At 42.8% G+C, this 18,638-nt stretch carries 13 protein-coding genes and 1 pseudogene; all 14 read right to left on the minus strand.

Annotated elements, in window-relative coordinates; all coding sequences use genetic code 11:
* Positions 1 to 65 precede the first annotated feature (65 nt).
* The 14 genes and pseudogenes from dnaK to RIL182_RS14725 all read right to left on the minus strand — a co-directional run bounded on the left by dnaK (position 66) and on the right by RIL182_RS14725 (position 18,548).
* The gene (gene dnaK / locus RIL182_RS14660; protein ID WP_006857009.1) at positions 66 to 1,949 is read right to left on the minus strand and encodes a molecular chaperone DnaK; all 1,884 of its coding nucleotides are present in this window, start codon (positions 1,947 to 1,949) and stop codon (positions 66 to 68) included.
* A gap of 35 nt (positions 1,950 to 1,984) precedes the next feature.
* Complete coding sequence (gene grpE, locus RIL182_RS14665) at positions 1,985 to 2,620, minus strand: nucleotide exchange factor GrpE (RefSeq protein ID WP_006857008.1); 636 nt, start codon at positions 2,618 to 2,620, stop codon at positions 1,985 to 1,987.
* Positions 2,621 to 2,635: 15 nt separating this feature from the next.
* Positions 2,636 to 3,736, minus strand: a complete 1,101-nt coding sequence (gene hrcA / locus RIL182_RS14670; RefSeq protein ID WP_006857007.1) for a heat-inducible transcriptional repressor HrcA — start codon at positions 3,734 to 3,736, stop codon at positions 2,636 to 2,638.
* Positions 3,737 to 3,845: 109 nt separating this feature from the next.
* A complete protein-coding gene (locus RIL182_RS14675) occupies positions 3,846 to 4,919 on the minus strand; it encodes an acyltransferase (protein ID WP_006857006.1) in 1,074 nt (357 codons plus the stop codon).
* A gap of 24 nt (positions 4,920 to 4,943) precedes the next feature.
* Positions 4,944 to 7,682 carry a YfhO family protein gene (locus tag RIL182_RS14680; RefSeq protein ID WP_006857005.1) on the minus strand — a complete coding sequence of 913 codons (2,739 nt, stop codon included), beginning with the start codon at positions 7,680 to 7,682 and terminating at the stop codon, positions 4,944 to 4,946.
* A gap of 190 nt (positions 7,683 to 7,872) precedes the next feature.
* Positions 7,873 to 9,399, minus strand: a complete 1,527-nt coding sequence (locus RIL182_RS14685; RefSeq protein ID WP_006857003.1) for a glucosyltransferase domain-containing protein — start codon at positions 9,397 to 9,399, stop codon at positions 7,873 to 7,875.
* A gap of 6 nt (positions 9,400 to 9,405) precedes the next feature.
* A complete protein-coding gene (locus RIL182_RS14690) occupies positions 9,406 to 10,803 on the minus strand; it encodes a glycine--tRNA ligase (RefSeq protein WP_006857002.1) in 1,398 nt (465 codons plus the stop codon).
* Between the two features lie 53 nt (positions 10,804 to 10,856).
* Positions 10,857 to 11,609: a hypothetical protein gene (locus RIL182_RS14695; protein WP_006857001.1), complete on the minus strand. Its 753-nt coding sequence runs from the start codon at positions 11,607 to 11,609 to the stop codon at positions 10,857 to 10,859.
* Between the two features lie 66 nt (positions 11,610 to 11,675).
* Positions 11,676 to 12,440, minus strand: a complete 765-nt coding sequence (gene recO / locus RIL182_RS14700) for a DNA repair protein RecO (protein ID WP_006857000.1) — start codon at positions 12,438 to 12,440, stop codon at positions 11,676 to 11,678.
* Positions 12,441 to 12,643: 203 nt separating this feature from the next.
* On the minus strand, positions 12,644 to 13,552 hold the full coding sequence (gene era, locus RIL182_RS14705; RefSeq protein ID WP_006856999.1) for a GTPase Era: 909 nt from the start codon (positions 13,550 to 13,552) through the stop codon (positions 12,644 to 12,646).
* Positions 13,553 to 13,570: 18 nt separating this feature from the next.
* Complete coding sequence (locus RIL182_RS14710; protein WP_134523391.1) at positions 13,571 to 16,501, minus strand: insulinase family protein; 2,931 nt, start codon at positions 16,499 to 16,501, stop codon at positions 13,571 to 13,573.
* A 252-nt stretch (positions 16,502 to 16,753) separates the two neighbouring features.
* Positions 16,754 to 16,957, minus strand: a complete 204-nt coding sequence (locus RIL182_RS14715) for a cold-shock protein (protein WP_006856998.1) — start codon at positions 16,955 to 16,957, stop codon at positions 16,754 to 16,756.
* A 155-nt stretch (positions 16,958 to 17,112) separates the two neighbouring features.
* Positions 17,113 to 17,214, minus strand: a pseudogene (locus RIL182_RS22340) (hypothetical protein); the annotation flags it as partial.
* A gap of 419 nt (positions 17,215 to 17,633) precedes the next feature.
* Positions 17,634 to 18,548 (minus strand): mechanosensitive ion channel family protein, encoded by a 915-nt coding sequence (locus RIL182_RS14725; RefSeq protein ID WP_006856997.1) that lies wholly within the window; start codon positions 18,546 to 18,548, stop codon positions 17,634 to 17,636.
* Between the last annotated feature and the right edge of the window lie 90 nt (positions 18,549 to 18,638).

Below are 18,638 nucleotides of genomic sequence, written 5' to 3' on the forward strand. Positions count from 1 at the left end.
ACTGCATACAGGGTTTCCGGGAAAACCCCCGGAAACCCCGTTGTATTTTTACTATTTTGCGATGATTAAACTTCCTTGAAGTCTGCGTCTACGACATCATCATCTGCGGAAGATGCACCTGCCTGTGCGTTGCCGCCCATACCGCTCATATCAGGACCTGCACCAGCTGCTCCCTGCGCTGCCTGAGTCTGCTCATACATCTTTGCAAATACCTTCTGCGCACTCTCTGTCAGTTTTTCCTGCAGGGATTTCAGTTCTGTTACATCAGCGTCTGTCATCTCTTCTGCATTCTGGTGTGCGTCTAAGAATGCTTTTACTGCGTTCATATCAGTCTCTACTGCTGATTTATCAGCCGGATCAAGGTTTGCTCCAACCTGATCTAATGCCTGCTGTGTCTGGAATACGAAGGAATCAGCATCATTTCTTGCATCGATTGCCTCTTTTCTCTTCTTATCCTGTGCTTCGAACTCAGCAGCTTCTTTGACAGCCTTATCGATCTCATCATCAGACATATTAGAACCTGCTGTGATTGTGATGTGCTGTTCTTTTCCAGTTCCTAAATCTTTTGCAGATACATTTACGATACCGTTTGCATCGATATCAAATGTAACTTCGATCTGCGGAACACCACGACGTGCTGGCGGGATACCATCGAGACGGAACTGTCCAAGGGATTTGTTATCTCTTGCAAACTGTCTCTCACCCTGTACAACGTTGATATCTACTGCTGTCTGGTTATCTGCTGCCGTTGAGAAGATCTGGCTCTTCTTGGTAGGAATCGTTGTATTTCTCTCGATCAGTCTTGTTGCGATACCACCCATTGTCTCGATGGAAAGTGAAAGTGGTGTTACATCCAGAAGTAAGATCTCACCTGCACCTGCATCTCCTGCAAGTTTACCACCCTGGATAGATGCACCGATGGCAACACACTCATCCGGGTTCAATGTCTTACTTGGCTCTTTGCCTGTCAACTGTTTTACTTTATCCTGAACAGCCGGGATACGTGTAGAACCACCAACTAATAATACCTGACCAAGATCAGCATTGGTAAGTCCTGCATCTCTCATGGCGTTCTGAACCGGAATAGCTGTTTTTTCAACGAGATCATGTGTCAGTTCGTCGAATTTTGCTCTGGTTAAGTTCATATCAAAGTGTTTCGGTCCCTCAGCAGTTGCTGTGATGAACGGAAGGTTGATATTTGTGGTTGTTGCGGAAGAAAGTTCTTTCTTTGCTTTCTCAGCTGCTTCTTTTAATCTCTGAAGAGCCATCTTATCAGTAGAAAGATCTACACCTTCTGCTTTCTTGAACTCATCGATCATCCACTGTGTAATTCTGTTATCGAAATCATCACCACCAAGATGTGTATCACCATTTGTAGATAATACCTCGATGACACCGTCACCGATCTCAATGATGGAAACATCAAATGTACCACCACCAAGGTCATATACCATGATCTTCTGCTCTTTCTCGTTGTCAAGACCATAAGCTAAAGCTGCTGCTGTCGGCTCGTTGATGATACGTTTTACATCAAGGCCTGCGATTTTACCTGCATCTTTGGTTGCCTGACGCTGTGCATCGTTGAAGTAAGCCGGAACTGTAATAACAGCCTCTGTTACTTTCTCTCCTAAGTATCCTTCTGCATCTGCTTTTAACTTCTGTAAGATCATTGCAGAAATCTGCTGTGGAGAATACTGTTTGTCATCGATTGCTACTTTATAATCAGTACCCATATGTCTCTTGATAGAAGATATGGTTTTTTCTGCGTTTGTAACAGCCTGACGTTTTGCAGGCTCACCAACTAATCTCTCACCTGTTTTTGTAAATGCAACGATAGATGGTGTTGTTCTTGCACCTTCCTGATTTGCGATAACGGTAGGTTTTCCACCTTCCATAACAGCTACACAGCTGTTTGTCGTACCTAAGTCAATACCAATGATTTTACTCATAATGATTTCCTCCTCATCTAATATCTATGGAATAATTAGTTTGCTACTTTTACCATACTGTGTCTTACCACAGTATCTCTGTACATATATCCCTTCTGGAGTTCTTCTGCTACTACATTCTCTCCTAAGGTTTCATCCTCCACATGCATGACTGCATTGTGGAAATTCGGATCAAATTCAGCACCGACCGCCTCGATCGGTTTTACGCCTGCTTCCTCTAATACGGTAAGCATCTGGCGGTAGATCTTATCCATTCCGACAACAAAAGCATCTTCTTTGTTATCTTCCGGAACTGCTGCAAGACCACGCTCAAAGTTATCAATGACCGGCAGGATCTTTTCTACGATTGTTTTTGCTCCCATATCGTACATCTGTGATTTTTCTTTCTCTGTACGCTTACGGAAGTTATCAAACTCTGCCATCTGTCTTTTTACCTTATCGGTAAGCTCCTCGATCTGCTCATCCTTTTTGTCTTTCTTCTTTTTGAAAAAAGATTTCTTTTTATCAGGATCTTCGGAATCCGCTTCGGAAGCTTCTGCATCAGCGTTCTCTGCTGTTTCGGCTGTTTCTTCCGTGGATGTCACGTTTTCATCCTCTTTGGTCTCGGAAGCATTTTCCTCTGTGGAAGATTCCATTGCTTCATCTAATACCTTTTCATCCATCTCTGACATCTATGAACCACCTTTCTATGTCTGTTCCTTATCCTTGTTTAAAATTCCGTCTAAAGAATTCTTCAAGGTTTTCAGGTTATCCATTACTTTCTCATAATCCATTCGTTTCGGTCCGACAATTCCTATCGTTCCCCGAACACCTTCGCCCAATTCGTATGTTGCTGTCACAACACTGCAGTCCTTCATGGTCTGTATCGGGCTTTCATTTCCTATATAAACCTGAATTCCTGTATTATCATCATCTAACAGGTTTTCAGTTACAAGGCTTGCTAACTGCTGTTTCTCCTCAAATGTGGAGATCAGCTCACTTGCTTTCTCCGAGTCACTTAACTCCGGATATTTAAAGAAATTGGTTGCTCCACTTGTATAAATGCGGATATCTTCATCCTGTCCCATCGTCTCTGCCACGGTGTCAAGCACATCACTGATGATATCACTGTGGATGCCCGCCTGCTCTTTTAACTTTGCGATGGTTCCAAGGTTGATCTCCTGTAATGCAAGACCGTTTAAGTTGGCATTTAACAGGAAATTCAGTTTTAACATTGTCTCATTGTCGATCGGTTCACTGACCGGAATAATTTTATTCTTGACCAGATTGCCTTCGGTAACAATCGTTGCTAAAATCTGTTCTTCATTCATATTCGATAACTGGATGAACTTTACTTTATTCTTATGAAACGTCGGTGCTGTAACCATCGTCGCATAATTGGTATTGTTCGCCAGTATCTTTGCCACCTGCTGCAGCACCTGTTCCATCTTCTCCGTGTGTTCGATGACGAAACTCTTCATCTCATTCACTTCACGGTCTTTCTCTTCCATCAGATGATCCACATAAAAGCGGTATCCTTTGTCGGAAGGGATCCTGCCGGCTGAAGTATGCGGCTGTAAAATGTATCCAAGTTCTTCCAGATCTGCCATCTCATTACGGATCGTCGCAGAGCTCAGATTCAAATCGGTATACTTGGATATTGTTCGTGATCCAACCGGTTCGCCTGTCTCTAAATAGTTGCGGATGATTGCATCAAGAATTTTCGTTTTTCGTTCGTCTAATTCGAATTCCTCGTCCATTCTCTTCTCCATCTCCATACTCTGTAACTTTCTGTAAGAATCCGGCATCTGCCTCTGATCTCAGTTACCTTTTTATCTGTTAGCACTCATTATTGTGGAGTGCTAACATCTATGTACTTAAAATAGCACCATCATATTCTTTTGTCAACACTAATTTTTATAATTTCTGTTGTTTTATATTTTTTTTATAATTTTCCTGTTTAGACCTTTTTCTTCTTATATATATGAGGATCAGACCAATCAGAACACTAACTGTAACAACCACCATATAACGTACCAGATGGTTCCCTGCATCCAGTCCCATGCATTCCATGATCTTTTTGTACCAGAAATATACCAGCATGTGCAAAAGGAAAATTTCCGTTGAGAGTTCACGCATTGTTTTCGCAGCCGCTCCCATTCTCTCCCCCACTGGGACAAAGGCTGCAGCCAGGAAAAGATTTGCAGTGACAAGCGGTGTCATAAGATACATATCATGCGACGACTCGCCGATCTTCTGCGTGATGATCCATTCCTCCAGCATCATCAGCACGAGGAAAAATACCGTGTACCATCCATACGCACTTTTTCGGATCCGGTCTGCCTTCACACGAAAGAGATAGCCCATGGTCACAAACGGGAATCCGAAAAAGAATCCGTTTCTTGCCGTAGCAAATACAGAAAGATACCATTGGATCTCATTCGCAGCCGGTAAAACGGTATCGAATACATGACGGTAAGTATTGTGGAAAACTCCAGTCAGATACAACAGCACAGCCGCTGCCACGATTCCTTTCACATTCCACCGAAAACGTGTTACCAACAGATACAAAAACAGCACCGCTGCAACAGTCGCAAGCAGATACCAGAGCTGTATGTAAGATCCTATCAGAAAAAATCTTCTTGCAAGTTCTAATATGTTTCCGGCAGCACTTCTTTTTTTCTCCCAGAAGCGGTCAATGATCGGTATCAGATATAACAGACTCCACCATACATACATCTTTATAATATGGAAAAGATATTTTTTTACCCTGTCTTTGTCTGTTATTTTTTCTCCGATAAAATAGCCGGTGCACACAAAAAAGAACGGAACTGCCATACGGCAGATCACCTGCTGAAATTCGTGTGAAAATACCGGTGCGATTTCCTCAAACGGAGGAATATGAATGGCAGCAACCAAAAATGCTGCCACAAATTTTGAGAAATCAAGTGCTCTGTATTCCTTTTTTTCCGATAGATATATCGTAGACATCCCAGATCCTTTCCTTATTCTGCTCTATTCCATTTCTTTTTGTTTTTTCCTTCCGTTCCGATACCTGAAAATAACGATCCCGATCACCGACAGGATTCCAAGTCCGCTCAAACCAGCACCTGTTTTTAAATACGGCGTACAGTAATAAAATTCGATCTGATGTGTTCCCTCCGGCACATCAACTGCCATATACATCGTATCCGCCTTTAAAATCTCTGTTTCCACACCATCTATATACGCCCGCCAGCCGCTACTGTACGGAATTGTCATACAGAGCAGTTTTTCCTGATCTGCCGTAAGGGTACCGGATATGTGATTTGTATCCATGACAACATCTTTTAAAATATCCTGTTTCAGACTTTTCGTCCAACCGGCAATCTGTTTTACCGGCTGGCAGACAATCTGCATCTCATCAAACCGGTAAGTTCCCTTTTCATGAAAGGTCAGTGTGATCTCATCTGCTTTTTCATCACGATATCCGGCATTGATCAGATAGTCATCCACACCACTGTAAAAGTTGTTTTTTCTGGTCAGGAATGTGATCATTTTGGTGATTTTTCCACAGGTCACATCAATGTGCAGACGGCTCTTCGACTGTGTTAACGTCTTTCCCTCCTCCGAAAACTGAAGCCCTTTTAATATGAAGTAAGTTTCACTCTCCGGTATCCCCTCAAAGGAAAGTGTTACTGACGCTTTCTTTTCCGTCGCAGTAAATCCCTGGTCGGTCAGTTCCACATTGTGCATATCTGTGATCATATAAGAAATATCTTCATCCGTAAATTCCGTTTCCGTCTTTGTATCAGCTAACGCAGATGGAATCTTATCATCTTCCACGACAATGCCCTGTAAAAGTGCCTGCTGTTTTTCCGTTACCTCCAGCGCTTCATATGTGCTCCGTGGAATTACCGCATCACTTGCAAAGCCAAGCGGCAGTACCGAATCATTTTCATAGGCATCGCATTTTACCTCATACTGTCCCCCGGCGCCAAGCGTTCCGCGATTGAAGCAGACATTATAACCATATGGGCGCAGTCCGCTGTTCCCGGACGGCACCACATAATAACGCACGCCGGAAAGCACCTCTAACATCGTGCGCGCATCAAATCCGGAATAACAGAAATCCCTGGTCTGATTGATGTACATTTCTCTTTGAAACTGGTTGATATCCGGGTTTGCAAGACTGAAATAATAGGAGGTACCATTGATTCCAAGCTGCATCGCCGTGTTTTTCCACTCCTCAGACTGCAGGGACTCATAGCGGTATGTCGTATCTTTCGCATGATTTTTCACAAGACTACCCGCAGCATCTTTTGTCAGCATGGAAAGTGCCTCCCCCTGCGTGGCAAATTCTTCCACATAACTGCCCGCCTGTGGCGCATATTCTGCCCATCCCTGATAGATCAGTTCAAGCATCACCACCACTAACAATGCCGCCTTAAAAACAAATTTTTCTTTCATCTTTTTCCCGGTTCCGACAATGAGAACTAACAGCACGGAAAATAATAATAATGCCACTAATACATACTGTTTCTGATGCTTTCCAAGCATCTCCAAGCACAGGCAGATATAGGTGATCCCCGCCCAGAACAGTGCAATTTTTTTCTTAAAATGCATCTCCATCATCTGAGGATACATTTTTACCGCGATAAAAGACACAAGCATGGAGTATGCCCACATATAGCGGTTGACCACATAACTGCCTCCATTTAACATTTTTCCGGCAAACGGGAACAACAGCAACAGTGTCATAAGTACAAATCCGGCACGCAGCCCCCTGTTTTTTCTGCCGCCAAAGAGAAGTAACAACACCGCTAAGAGGACGATTCCCGTATATCCAAGTTCACTCCAGTAGGTCGAACCTCCGATCAGAAAGCCATACAGTAATTTCCGGTAATAGGATAACGGATACATTATCGAAAACGTATGCTGCGCTCCTGCCCTTCCCGTAGACAGTGTCATGGCAACAACCGGGAGTAATATGACAGAAACAGATGCCAGTGTCACCAGTGAGTATGCCACAAAACGCCATACCCAGTACCATACCGTCTTTAAAACCGGTTTTCCAAATAACATCAGATAACGAAGCAGAGCATAGATGGCAACAAAGATACAGATCATGTATGTAAAATAAAAACTGCTGACCGTCGCTACCGCAAGCATCCCCATATATAACCATGGTTTCTGTTTTTTATAAATTTTATCCACCCCGACCAGAATCAGCGGCAGGTAGATCATCGGATTTAAAAAATACGGATGCCGCACCGCAATAATAACCCAGAAACAGAAATCGTACACCATTGCTCCAAGCAGTGTAGAATATGGTTTCTGTCCATGGTATCTGCAGTATGCAGAAAACGCGAGACCTGCAAGATATATTCTCACCAGAACCATCGTATTGTAAAAGAGTTCCATATATTTTTCATCCGGCACGAACACCGATAAAAGATTGAGCGGATCGCCAATGACATAATAATGAAGTGTCGTCAATACATCTGATCCAAGTCCAATCCGCATATCCCAGAGAGGGACTGAGATCTTATGTTCCGTGGCCAGCGTATCCAGGATCGATAACAGCCAGGAACGGTAATAAAGCAGCGCATTGAAATGCTGCTGCAAACCGTCCGGAACCCATATAAAACTCTTTTTATTTATGATAAATACGGAGAACACTGCCCCCGCAATGATTGCAAAACAAACGGTATATGCCAGAAAGAACCAGACTTTTTTACTGACATTTTCCTCTTTATTCCTTAGGAATCTCATTTTTTAATCCTCACATACAAAGGGACCAAAGCCCCTCGTCTTTAGTCCCCCCTTTCTCTTACATATGAAATCCATATTTCAAAAAATTGTATAACCTGTCAGTCTGCCACTGAAAATTACGTGTGCCAAAACTATCAAAACCTGCAATCCACACCATTGTTAAAACAAACATGGAATAATCCATTACCTCCTATTCCTGCATTCTAACCACAATGACTCCATTGATATAATCTACACACCCCTTTAATGGGTAAACAGGCATATTTTTATATTCATCTGTATCTATGATTCCTATCATTTCATCGTAGGATGCCTGTTCCATCTGGACTCCAAAACAATAATTCCAGATAATAGTGTAATGGTAAGAATCATTCAGAAATGAGTCATTGCTGATTCCCATAATGCTCGGCATCATAATCTGGAGATTCTCTGTTGCACAATTATAATCACCCATGATAACGACCTTATCATGCTGGTTCTGAAACTCATCCATCTGCTCGATACGCTGCAAAACATCCTCTGCGATAGAAATGGATTTATGATAGCTCAGATTCATATTAAAATATGCAATGTTACAGTTAATCACATTATAATACACCAGTCCACAAAGCACAAAAATACCGCATCCCTTCAGTATCTTTGAGATCCAGGTTTTCCAGTCTAACTGCAACAACATAATGATCATAAGCAGATAGATCAGGCAGACAGCCATTTCCATCAGCGTATAATACTGCACGTCCGGTGAAGTAAAGTTGATAAAGTATGCTCCAACCGGGATCAGGCAGACAGCTGCAATGGAGGCTAACATTGACATTTTTTTCTTATAAACCTGATTGCGTACTAAAAGATATATTAAGATCAGTCCGATCAGCAACAATGCCGCTGCATTTAATAAGGAATAAACGTGTTTTTCCACACCATGTTCCATTCCAAGGATCAGCCTGAAATGATACAGTGTCTTTTGCAGTGCTGCTTTATACTGTCCTAACGACATAATCCCCAAAGCACCGATTCCCTGATAACCTGGCAGTGTAATATTATAACGGATCAATGTGATCTTTAAAATAACCGCATACAGTACCGCTCCGCCGACCAGCATTCCAAGATATTTTAAATCTTTTCTTACTGCTTCTAAGAAGTCAAGTTTCTCAATGACAAACTGCCGGATAATATAAAGCAATACCAACACGATTGCCACCGTTGCATATGCCTGATAAATCCCCATTGCAAATGCAAGACAGACCATTCCTGCTATCGTTCCCCACTTTTTGACACACCAAGTCAGATAAACTGCAAGCGTAGCCAGCAAAAATGCGAGTAGATACGCATCTGCCGTATACATATAAGCAAAAGAAGACACAACGGTCGGGAAGGACACAAAAATTGCCGCACAAAGCACGATCATTCCCTTATTTTTTATTTCAAACATTTCAGTGAGTAAAATAACAACGATACTGATATAAAAAAGAGAAAATGCACCGTTGACCCACGGAAGATCAAACATCGAAGTAATCAGTCCTGCATACCCTAAGAACCAGCGTCCCAGGGTATAGGTAGAACCGACTCCCGTAAAATTATAAATACTATCCCATATAGGAAGAAAATTAAAGAAACGATAGGCATGTGCCAAAAGTCCAACGATCCATGTTGTTATAAATCCGACCATCCATTCTTCTTTCAACACAATTTTCTTTTTTCCGATTGTAAATGTTTTCATTATCTCCTACCAATTAAACTTCTCTGCGAAATAAGCATCCAGATCTTCAATCTTAATACGCTCCTGCTCCATGGTATCACGGTCACGAACCGTTACCGCACCGTCATTTTCAGATTCGAAATCGTAAGTTACGCAGAACGGAGTACCGATCTCATCCTGTCTTCTGTAACGTTTTCCGATATTTCCTCTATCATCAAATTCACAGTTGTATTTGTGTGAAAGCTGTGCAAATACCTTTTCTGCGCCTTCATTTAACTTCTTGGATAATGGAAGCACACCGATCTTAACCGGAGCTAAAGCCGGGTGGAAATGAAGAACTGTTCTCATATCCGGTTTTTCTTCGGTTCCGATATTCTCCTCATCGTAAGCAGCACATAAGAATGCTAAAACAACACGGTCTGCACCGAGTGAAGGCTCGATGACATACGGAAGATATCTTTCATTCTTCTCATCATCAAAATAAGTAAGATCCTGACCGGAAGTCTCCTGATGGCGTCCAAGGTCATAATCAGTTCTGTCAGCGATACCCCAGAGCTCGCCCCATCCGAACGGGAATAAGAACTCGATATCGGTTGTTCCCTTGCTGTAAAATGCAAGTTCAGCCGGATCATGGTCACGCAGACGCATCTCATCCTCTTTGATTCCAAGGGAGATCAGCCAGTCACGACAGAAGCCTCTCCAGTACTGGAACCACTCTAAATCAGTGCCAGGCTCACAGAAAAACTCAAGCTCCATCTGCTCAAACTCTCTGGTACGGAATGTAAAGTTACCCGGTGTGATCTCGTTACGGAAAGATTTTCCGACCTGTCCGATACCGAACGGGATCTTTTTGCGGGATGTTCTCTGTACATTTTTAAAGTTAACGAAAATACCCTGTGCTGTCTCCGGTCTTAAGTATACGGTATTTTTTGCATCTTCAGTAACCCCCTGGAATGTCTTAAACATCAGGTTAAACTGACGGATATCTGTAAAGTTATGTTTGCCGCAGGTCGGACATGGAACCTGATTTTCTTCGATGAAATCACGCATCTCTTCCTGTGTCCAGCCGTCTACGGAACTCTTTAACTCAATTTTTTTCTCTTCCGCAAAATCCTCGATGATCTTGTCTGCACGGAAACGCTCGTGACATTCTTTACAATCCATTAAAGGATCAGAAAATCCTCCAAGATGTCCGGATGCAACCCATGTCTGCGGGTTCATTAAGATCGCACAGTCCACACCAACATTGTATGGGTTCTCCTGAATAAATTTCTGCCACCATGCTCTTTTTACATTGTTCTTTAACTCAACGCCGAGATTACCATAATCCCATGTATTTGCAAGACCGCCGTAAATCTCAGATCCCGGATAAACGAATCCTCTTGATTTTGCCAGTGCTACAATTTTGTCCATTGATTTTTCCATAAATAATTCCTCACCTTTCTATAAAATGGCAGTAAACTGCCTCTTTTGTATGCTTACTTATAAATAATGTATGTGTAGACATCTGTTTCAAATGCCCCATCATCTTTTACATAAGTTGTATCGTCATTGACGTCTGTGTCAGACACCTCTGTTGACCCGCCAATACTCTCTGTTCCATCAGCGATATTTTCATCTGAATCACTCTCATCGGCTGTACTGCCACTGTTTAAACTGTAACCATCCCGGATGGACACACTGTCTGTTCCGGTCAGTTTTACATTCTCACTTGAAACATAGCAGATTGTACCGTCTACTTTCACATCTCTGTTTGCCTTGATGATAACTACTTTTAAATCTTCTCCGGAGTAAATTTCCTCCTTTGTGGCGGTTCCTGTCACCTTTCCATCTTCCACACTGACAAAATCTGTCTTGAAATCATATCCTGCTGCGAGTGCCTTAACAACTTTTCCCTCATAGAGTTCAATGCCATTAAATCCTGTGTAATCTTCCGGCGTCTTATACTTCATCTTAAGTGTTGCCGTACCGTCCTTCACAGACAGATTTTCCAGTTTGACCGCACTCTTTCCATGCTCCCCGGTATATGTGGAAACGGCATCCGTCACATAATCCTTTAACTCCGTCTCATCATAATAATCTTTGTCTAACGTTTCAACATCCACCGAAAGCACGGTTCCGTTTTTCTGTACATACACCGTATCCGTATCCGCATCCAGAGATTTTCCACATCCAGCCAGCATCGAAATGCCAATCAGTACGCTGATACCTGCCATACATGCTTTTCTCATTTTTATAATTCTCCATTCGTCTTACATATCCAATGTTTTACATTATACTATTTCCCATTCCCGATTTCAACCAGTAAATAGTCCCTCCAACATTTTCAGCGTCTGAAACGAATGATCCAGATAAACTGCACGGTAACTTTTCATGATCGCCAGCAGCTGTCTTAACACACTGTCACTGACGGAAAAAGTATACAGTTTTTCCACCCTTGCCGAAATGATGTACTGCATTGTGTAAAGCGTCGACTCTTCCAGTAAAAACCTGCCGGATTCCTCCGGTGACGGATCCTTTTTTTTACACGTTTCACAGATACATCCGCCACGCCTTGTCACAAACCAGCGCAAATTTTCTTTTTCACCACATCTGACACAGGAAAAAACGTTTGGCGCCTCGCCGTTGACAGCCATCGCCTTCAGTTCAAAAATAAAGCGGACCAGCCTCTTATCATAGGCAGCGCTCGTCAATGCCCTGAGTGACTGATAAAGCAGCTTTAACATTTCCCGTTCATCATTGTTTTCCTGACAGTAATAATCGGCAAATTCCAGAAAATAACACCCATAATATGTAGCTTCAAGTTCTTCCTGAACTTCCCTGAAATAGTTCTGAATGGATGCCCTGACTACGGTGTAGGAACTTCTTCCCTCAAACATTTCAAATTCTCCAAAGGAAAACGGGGTTGCCGCAGCAACAAGTGCACTGTTTGGTCTTCTTGCACCCTTTGCAAATGCGGTGATCTTGCCCCGTTCCTTTGTCAGCAGCGTGATTCTTCTGTCATAATCGCCAATCGGCATTACCTTTAAGACCATCCCGGTCACTACGATATTCTGTCCCATCCGGTCTGTTCTCCCATCCTCTCCCTGTGGTATCAAAGCTGCCTTCGTGCGACTCTTTGTATTTTAAATAATCAGTTACTCTTCCTGTTATCATAAAATTGCTCCAGGCTTCATCCATGGTCTCATCCTCCCATCATCCATCACTTGATAATGTTAGGATTTCCGCAGACAGCTTCGCTTATACCAGCAAAAAAATGGTAAGTTTAGATCTCATCCTTGTTATAACCAAAATTCTTCATCATGGAATCGCTGTCACGCCAGTCTTTTTTAACTTTTACCCAAAGTTTTAAATTGACCTGTTCCTCTAACAGTCGTTCGATCTCATAACGTGCGTTTGAACCGATCTTTTTTAACATTGCCCCGCCTTTTCCAATCACGATGCCCTTATGGGAATCCCTCTCGCAGACGATTGTCGCCTCAATGTCCATGATGTTCTGTCCTTTCCGCTGTTTCATGCGGTCAATGCAGACAGCGATTCCGTGCGGGATCTCATCATCCAATGCATGAAGTGCCTTTTCACGGATGATCTCCGCAACGATCGCGCGCTCCGGCTGGTCTGTGATTGTGTCCTCATCATAAAACTGCGGTCCGTACGGCAGATATTTAAAGATCATGTCAAGTACGGTATCGAGATTCTGTGCGCGCAGGGCGGACGCCGGAACGATCTCGGCAAAATCATATACTTTGCGGTAAGTATCGATAAATTCCAGTATCTTGTCACGGCTGACCGTATCCACCTTATTGATGACAAGAATCACAGGTGTTTTTGTCTTTTTTAACTGCTCGATGATATGCTGTTCCCCTGCTCCGATAAAGTTCGACGGCTCTACTAACCAGAGGATCACATCCACTTCATTTAAAGTGTGTTCTGCAGTGTTGACCATATATTCACCCAGCTTGTTTTTTGCCTTATGGATTCCCGGCGTGTCCAAAAATACGATCTGTCCGCGTTCCATATCCGTATAGACAGTCTGGATACGGTTTCTGGTGGTCTGCGGTTTATTGGATGTGATTGCGATCTTCTGACCAATCAGATGATTCATTAACGTTGATTTTCCAACGTTTGGTCTGCCGATAATTGTAACAAATCCCGATTTAAAATTTTCTTTCATTCGTACTCCATTCCCAAATTATTCATATAAATTTTTCAGCTGCATAAACATGTCGCTCTGACTCTTTAAGTTATCTTCGTTTCCGATGACACAGAGATTTTTTTCTTCCAGCACGGATGCGATCAGATCCTTTAAGCCACGGATATCCTCATCTGTTGCACCGATCACCTGATCGCGCTCTTTCTGGATATCCGCAAAATCCAGTCCCTGTAAATATGCGGTCATGGAACGTGCTCCCTTCGCACTCGGATTCATCGGCGTATCCATATCACTGATCGTACCAATGATGTATTTTGTCATCTCACGCTCGTCCGCCTTAAAATCGGCAAGATACTGCGGGATACCGTCATAGATCTCATCCGTTTTCTTTAAGTTCGGATCACGGTAGGAAACAAAATAAGTATCTCCATTCCGCATATAGCTGTTCATACATCCATAGGCTCCGCCCTTGACACGGACATTGATCCAGAGATAATCATATCCCATAATGACTTTTAAAATGCGCAATGCACCGTGATACGAAAATCCGTGGCGCACATAGTTACCAGCTCTCGCCACATACTGCACCTGGGAGGCATCCATAAATCCCTCATTTTTCTTTTCTAAATGAAGCTCTGGCAGACTCCGCTCTTTCACGATTTTCTTCGACGGATACAGATTTTTTAACAGGAAAGCGATCTGTGCTTCTACCGCCTGATAATCTGCCTCTTCGCAGACAACACTGACGATCATGCGCTCCGGTACAAATATCGTCTGTACCATTTTCTCAAGCTGTGCGATCAGTGCATCTTTTTTCTCATTAAAATGTTCATCTAAATCAGCGACCAGCTCATAGAAGGAAATGCCTGCGGTTGCCTCCTGATAATATGCCGCTCTTGAGAAATAAGACAGCGCACGCATGGATGCTACCGAATGTCCGGAACCGTCAAATGCCGCCTCCACCCTTGAACGAAGCTGCGCAATGATCTCACGCAGGCGCTTTTCATCAGAAATCTTTGTCGTCATTATGATCTCACGCAAAAGATCCATCGCCTGGGGCAGCTCCGATGCAAGCGTTTTTACACGCAGTTCAAACATAAACTGCATATCCTCCGTCTTCTTCACATGCGGATAAACACCACAGCTTGCGGATATTCCACCGGTGTGGATGTTGATCTCATTTGCCAGTTCTGAAAATCCGTACCGCTCTGTATCCATATAGCCAAGGATATATTTTAAAATTCCAACATACGGCAGATCTTTGATCTCCATATCACGGATATCAAAGAGGATGCGCAGATAATCAATACCATTTGAAAACATCTCATGGTGTACGACCGTCGTGTCACCGTATTTTTTCATCGTATTGTAAAGCGGTGCCGCCTCACGTTTCATATCCTCACGTTTTAACATCGGAATTTTTGCCAAATCTTCCTTTGGTGAAGGCTCTTCCTGATACTGTTTTAAATGTTTCGTGTCTGCGATAAGCTGCTTGATCTCCTCTTTACTCAGGCTGTCTTTATATGCAGCAAGTTTCTCTGCCAGTGTCTCTTCTCTTTTTGCATTAAGACCTCTCTCCGGCTCAATCACAACCACCGACGCATGCGGATTGTGAAGCAGATATTTTTCAATCAATGTTTCAAAATATCCGGTCTCAACCTGCTCCCGCAGGAAACGGTAAGTATCTAATGCCTCCACATGCATAAATGGCTGCATGTCATCGTAAAGCCAGCTGTCCAAACACTGGATGCCGTATAATAGTCCCTTCGGGAATTGTCCGAAATCCGCTTCACGATAGCGGAACTCTGACGCACTGATCCCGGCAAGCAGTGCTTTCTTATCCACGCCGTCTTTTACCTGACGGTTTAACACATCCTGTATCGTCGCAAGAAACTTTTCTTTATCTGCACTGTTCGCATTTTTTGCAATGATGGAAAATACCGGCTGCATGGTACTGCTGTCATAACCGCCAACGATATCTTTTCCGATGCCCGCGTCGATCAGTGCCTGTTTTAACGGAGCCCCCGGTGCACCGAGCAATGCATAGTCAAGCACATCAAATGCCAGATAAAGTTTTCTATCTAAAATGTCCCCCACAACCAGATTATAAGAAAGATAGGTATTATCTTCCTCCGGTTCTGCGGAAGAGATTGGGTATTTCTTCGTGATCTCCACTGGTTTTTCAAATGGCTTCTGTGCCTTTACTGTAGAGTCAAGTTCAATTTCCTCATAATGGCTTAAATATTCCTCATCCATCCAGCGGAGTTTTTCTGCCACATCCATATTTCCATACAGGTAAATATAGGAATTGCACGGATGGTAATATCTGCGGTGAAAATCAAGGTAATCCTCATAGGTCAGATCCGGGATACGTTCCGGATCTCCGCCGGACTCGTTACTGTAAGTGTTATCCGGAAACAGGGAATTTAAAATTTCCCGCTGCAGCACATCATCTGCAGACGAAAAAGCACCTTTCATTTCATTATATACAACACCGTTGATCGTAATCGGCGCATCTTCGCTCTCAAGCTCATAATGCCAGCCTTCCTGTTTAAAAATCTCCTGATGTTTATAAATATTCGGATGGAATACCGCATCCATATAAACACTCATCAGATTCTGAAAATCCGTATCGTTGCAGCTTGCCACCGGATAAATCGTTTTCTCCGGATAAGTGATCGCATTTAAAAATGTATTTAAGGATCCCTTGACCAGTTCCACAAACGGATCCTTGACCGGGTATTTATCCGAACCGCACAATACTGTGTGTTCTATGATATGTGGTACACCTGTGGAATCCTCTGCCGGCGTACGGAACCCGATATAAAATACCTTGTTATCATCATCATTTGAAATTACCGCAACTCTTGCACCGCTTTTTTTATGGCGTAAAATAAACCCTTCGGATTTCAAATCACGCAAAGGGCACTGTTCTAAAATCTCGTATGCTTCCAAATCAGTCAGTTTCATCATCATCCTCCAAAATATGATCTTATGTCTAGTATATTATGTGCAAAAAACAGCACATAATCCAATTCGCCGTTCGTCAATCAAGCAAGCATGTTGACTCACTTGCGCTCATTATATCATGCGCAAAAGCAGCACATGATCGTGATCTACACTCGCTTCGCTCGGCAGTCTTATTATATCACATTTTATACAACTTAAAAAGGGAATGTAATATTTACACTCCCTTTTTGGTACTTATGGAATCATCTGCTGTTATGCGATACGGCTTACATTGGCAGCCTGAGGACCTTTTTCTCCTTCGGTAACCTCGAACTCAACACGTTCACCGTCTTTTAACTCTTTAAATCCATCCATGTTCAATGCGGAAAAATGTACGAATACGTCATTTCCCTGCTCGTCCGAAATAAATCCATAACCTTTTTTGGCATTAAACCATTTTACAGTTCCCTGCTGCATAACTCTTTAAAAACCTCCTAAATACATAAAATAACCATTCAACAGAATCCTCTTTGTCATCTGTTTTGCCTAACAAATCAAAATTAGCATATCTCACTTATTTTGTCAACGATTTTTAGAAATCTTTGTTAATTTTGCACATATGAGTGTTATGACTATTTCACAGTAACTTTACTGGTTCCGCAGCCTGTAAACATACCACTCATATCCGTCACGTTTGAAGTGTTAAAATTGCTCACGTTCAGACTTGTCAAGCTCCTGTTTTACTGTATTTGCGGGTTTTTTATACACAAAAAAAGCGGTACATATACACATTTCGTATGATAATGATGTTGGGGGCAAACAGTGCATTCACAACATAACGACTGACAAATTGCACAAAGCCGAGACTGCTTTTGTGACTTTGGGAGAAAATTAGTAAATCTTAGACTGCCTGGTAATACACAGTGATGTTCTGCCACGGATGGCAGAACAAGGCAGCATCGAGTCATGGAGGACTCGTTGTTGCCGTTCACGTCATTCTGAGAAAACCTGACTCAGGCAGGCTTAGATTTTCTTATTTTCGTACAATGGAACAAAACAGACACGGCTTTGCGCAATTTGTCAATCAAGAAGTTTAAATGCACTATCTGACCCCAACACCATGATAATTGCACCGTTCTTTTCTCCCTGTCATTTACTGTTTGATCTGCACATCCATCTGAGGATATGGAATGGAAATATTGTGACTGTCAAGCGCATACTTGATATTCTCGGTCAGGCGCCACCTTGCAGACCAGTAGTCCTCTGTTTTTACCCAGATACGCACACCCATGTTTACGGAAGAATCTCCGAGTTCATCCACAAATACAAGAATCTCTTCTTCCGGCAGTCTTGCCTCCTCCGCTTCTGCAACAGAATACAACACTTCTTTTGCAGTTCTGATATCTGCTTCATATGCAATGCCTACTACCAGATCCACACGGCGTTTCTCCATGGTGGAAACATTCGTGATGCTGCTGTTAGAGAGTGTACCGTTTGGTACCATGACCACTTTGTTGTCAATGGTGAGCAGTTTCGTATAGAAAATGGAGATCTCTGTTACCGTACCCTCTTTCCCGCCGGAATGTTCTATAATGTAATCTCCGACACGGAAAGGTTTTAACAATAAGATCAGCACACCACCCGCAAAATTTGAAAGGCTGCCCTGTAATGCCAGACCGACTGCCACACCAGCAGAACCAAGCACTGCCACTGCCGAGGTGGTTGCAATTCCAAACAGTCCCATGATAATAAAGATCAGTACCAGATATAGTGCGTATTTGATCAATGGCAGTACAAACTGTCTGACACCGGTATCGACATCTCTGCGTTCCATGGATTTGCGGAACATTTTTAAGATCAGGTTAATGATCTTGCTTCCGACAATATAAATGATAATCGAAACTACAACCTGAAATGCAAAATTCAAAAGATCCGGGATCAGACCCTGCAGCCATGTGCCTACGATTCCAGGGTTCTTCGCAACCTCCTGTAAGTTTTCCTGCGCCTGGTTTAACATTTCGACGGTCTCAGTTGCATTTGCGATTCCTTCTACATTTTCTGCCAGCATATATGGCTCCCTTCGTTTTTATTCGAATTTGAATTTTAAAAAAATCATCTTTAGGCTATGAATGTTGTGAACCTGACACAGATTCACAAC

This window comes from Roseburia intestinalis L1-82, from assembly GCF_900537995.1.
GTDB lineage: Bacteria > Bacillota > Clostridia > Lachnospirales > Lachnospiraceae > Roseburia > Roseburia intestinalis.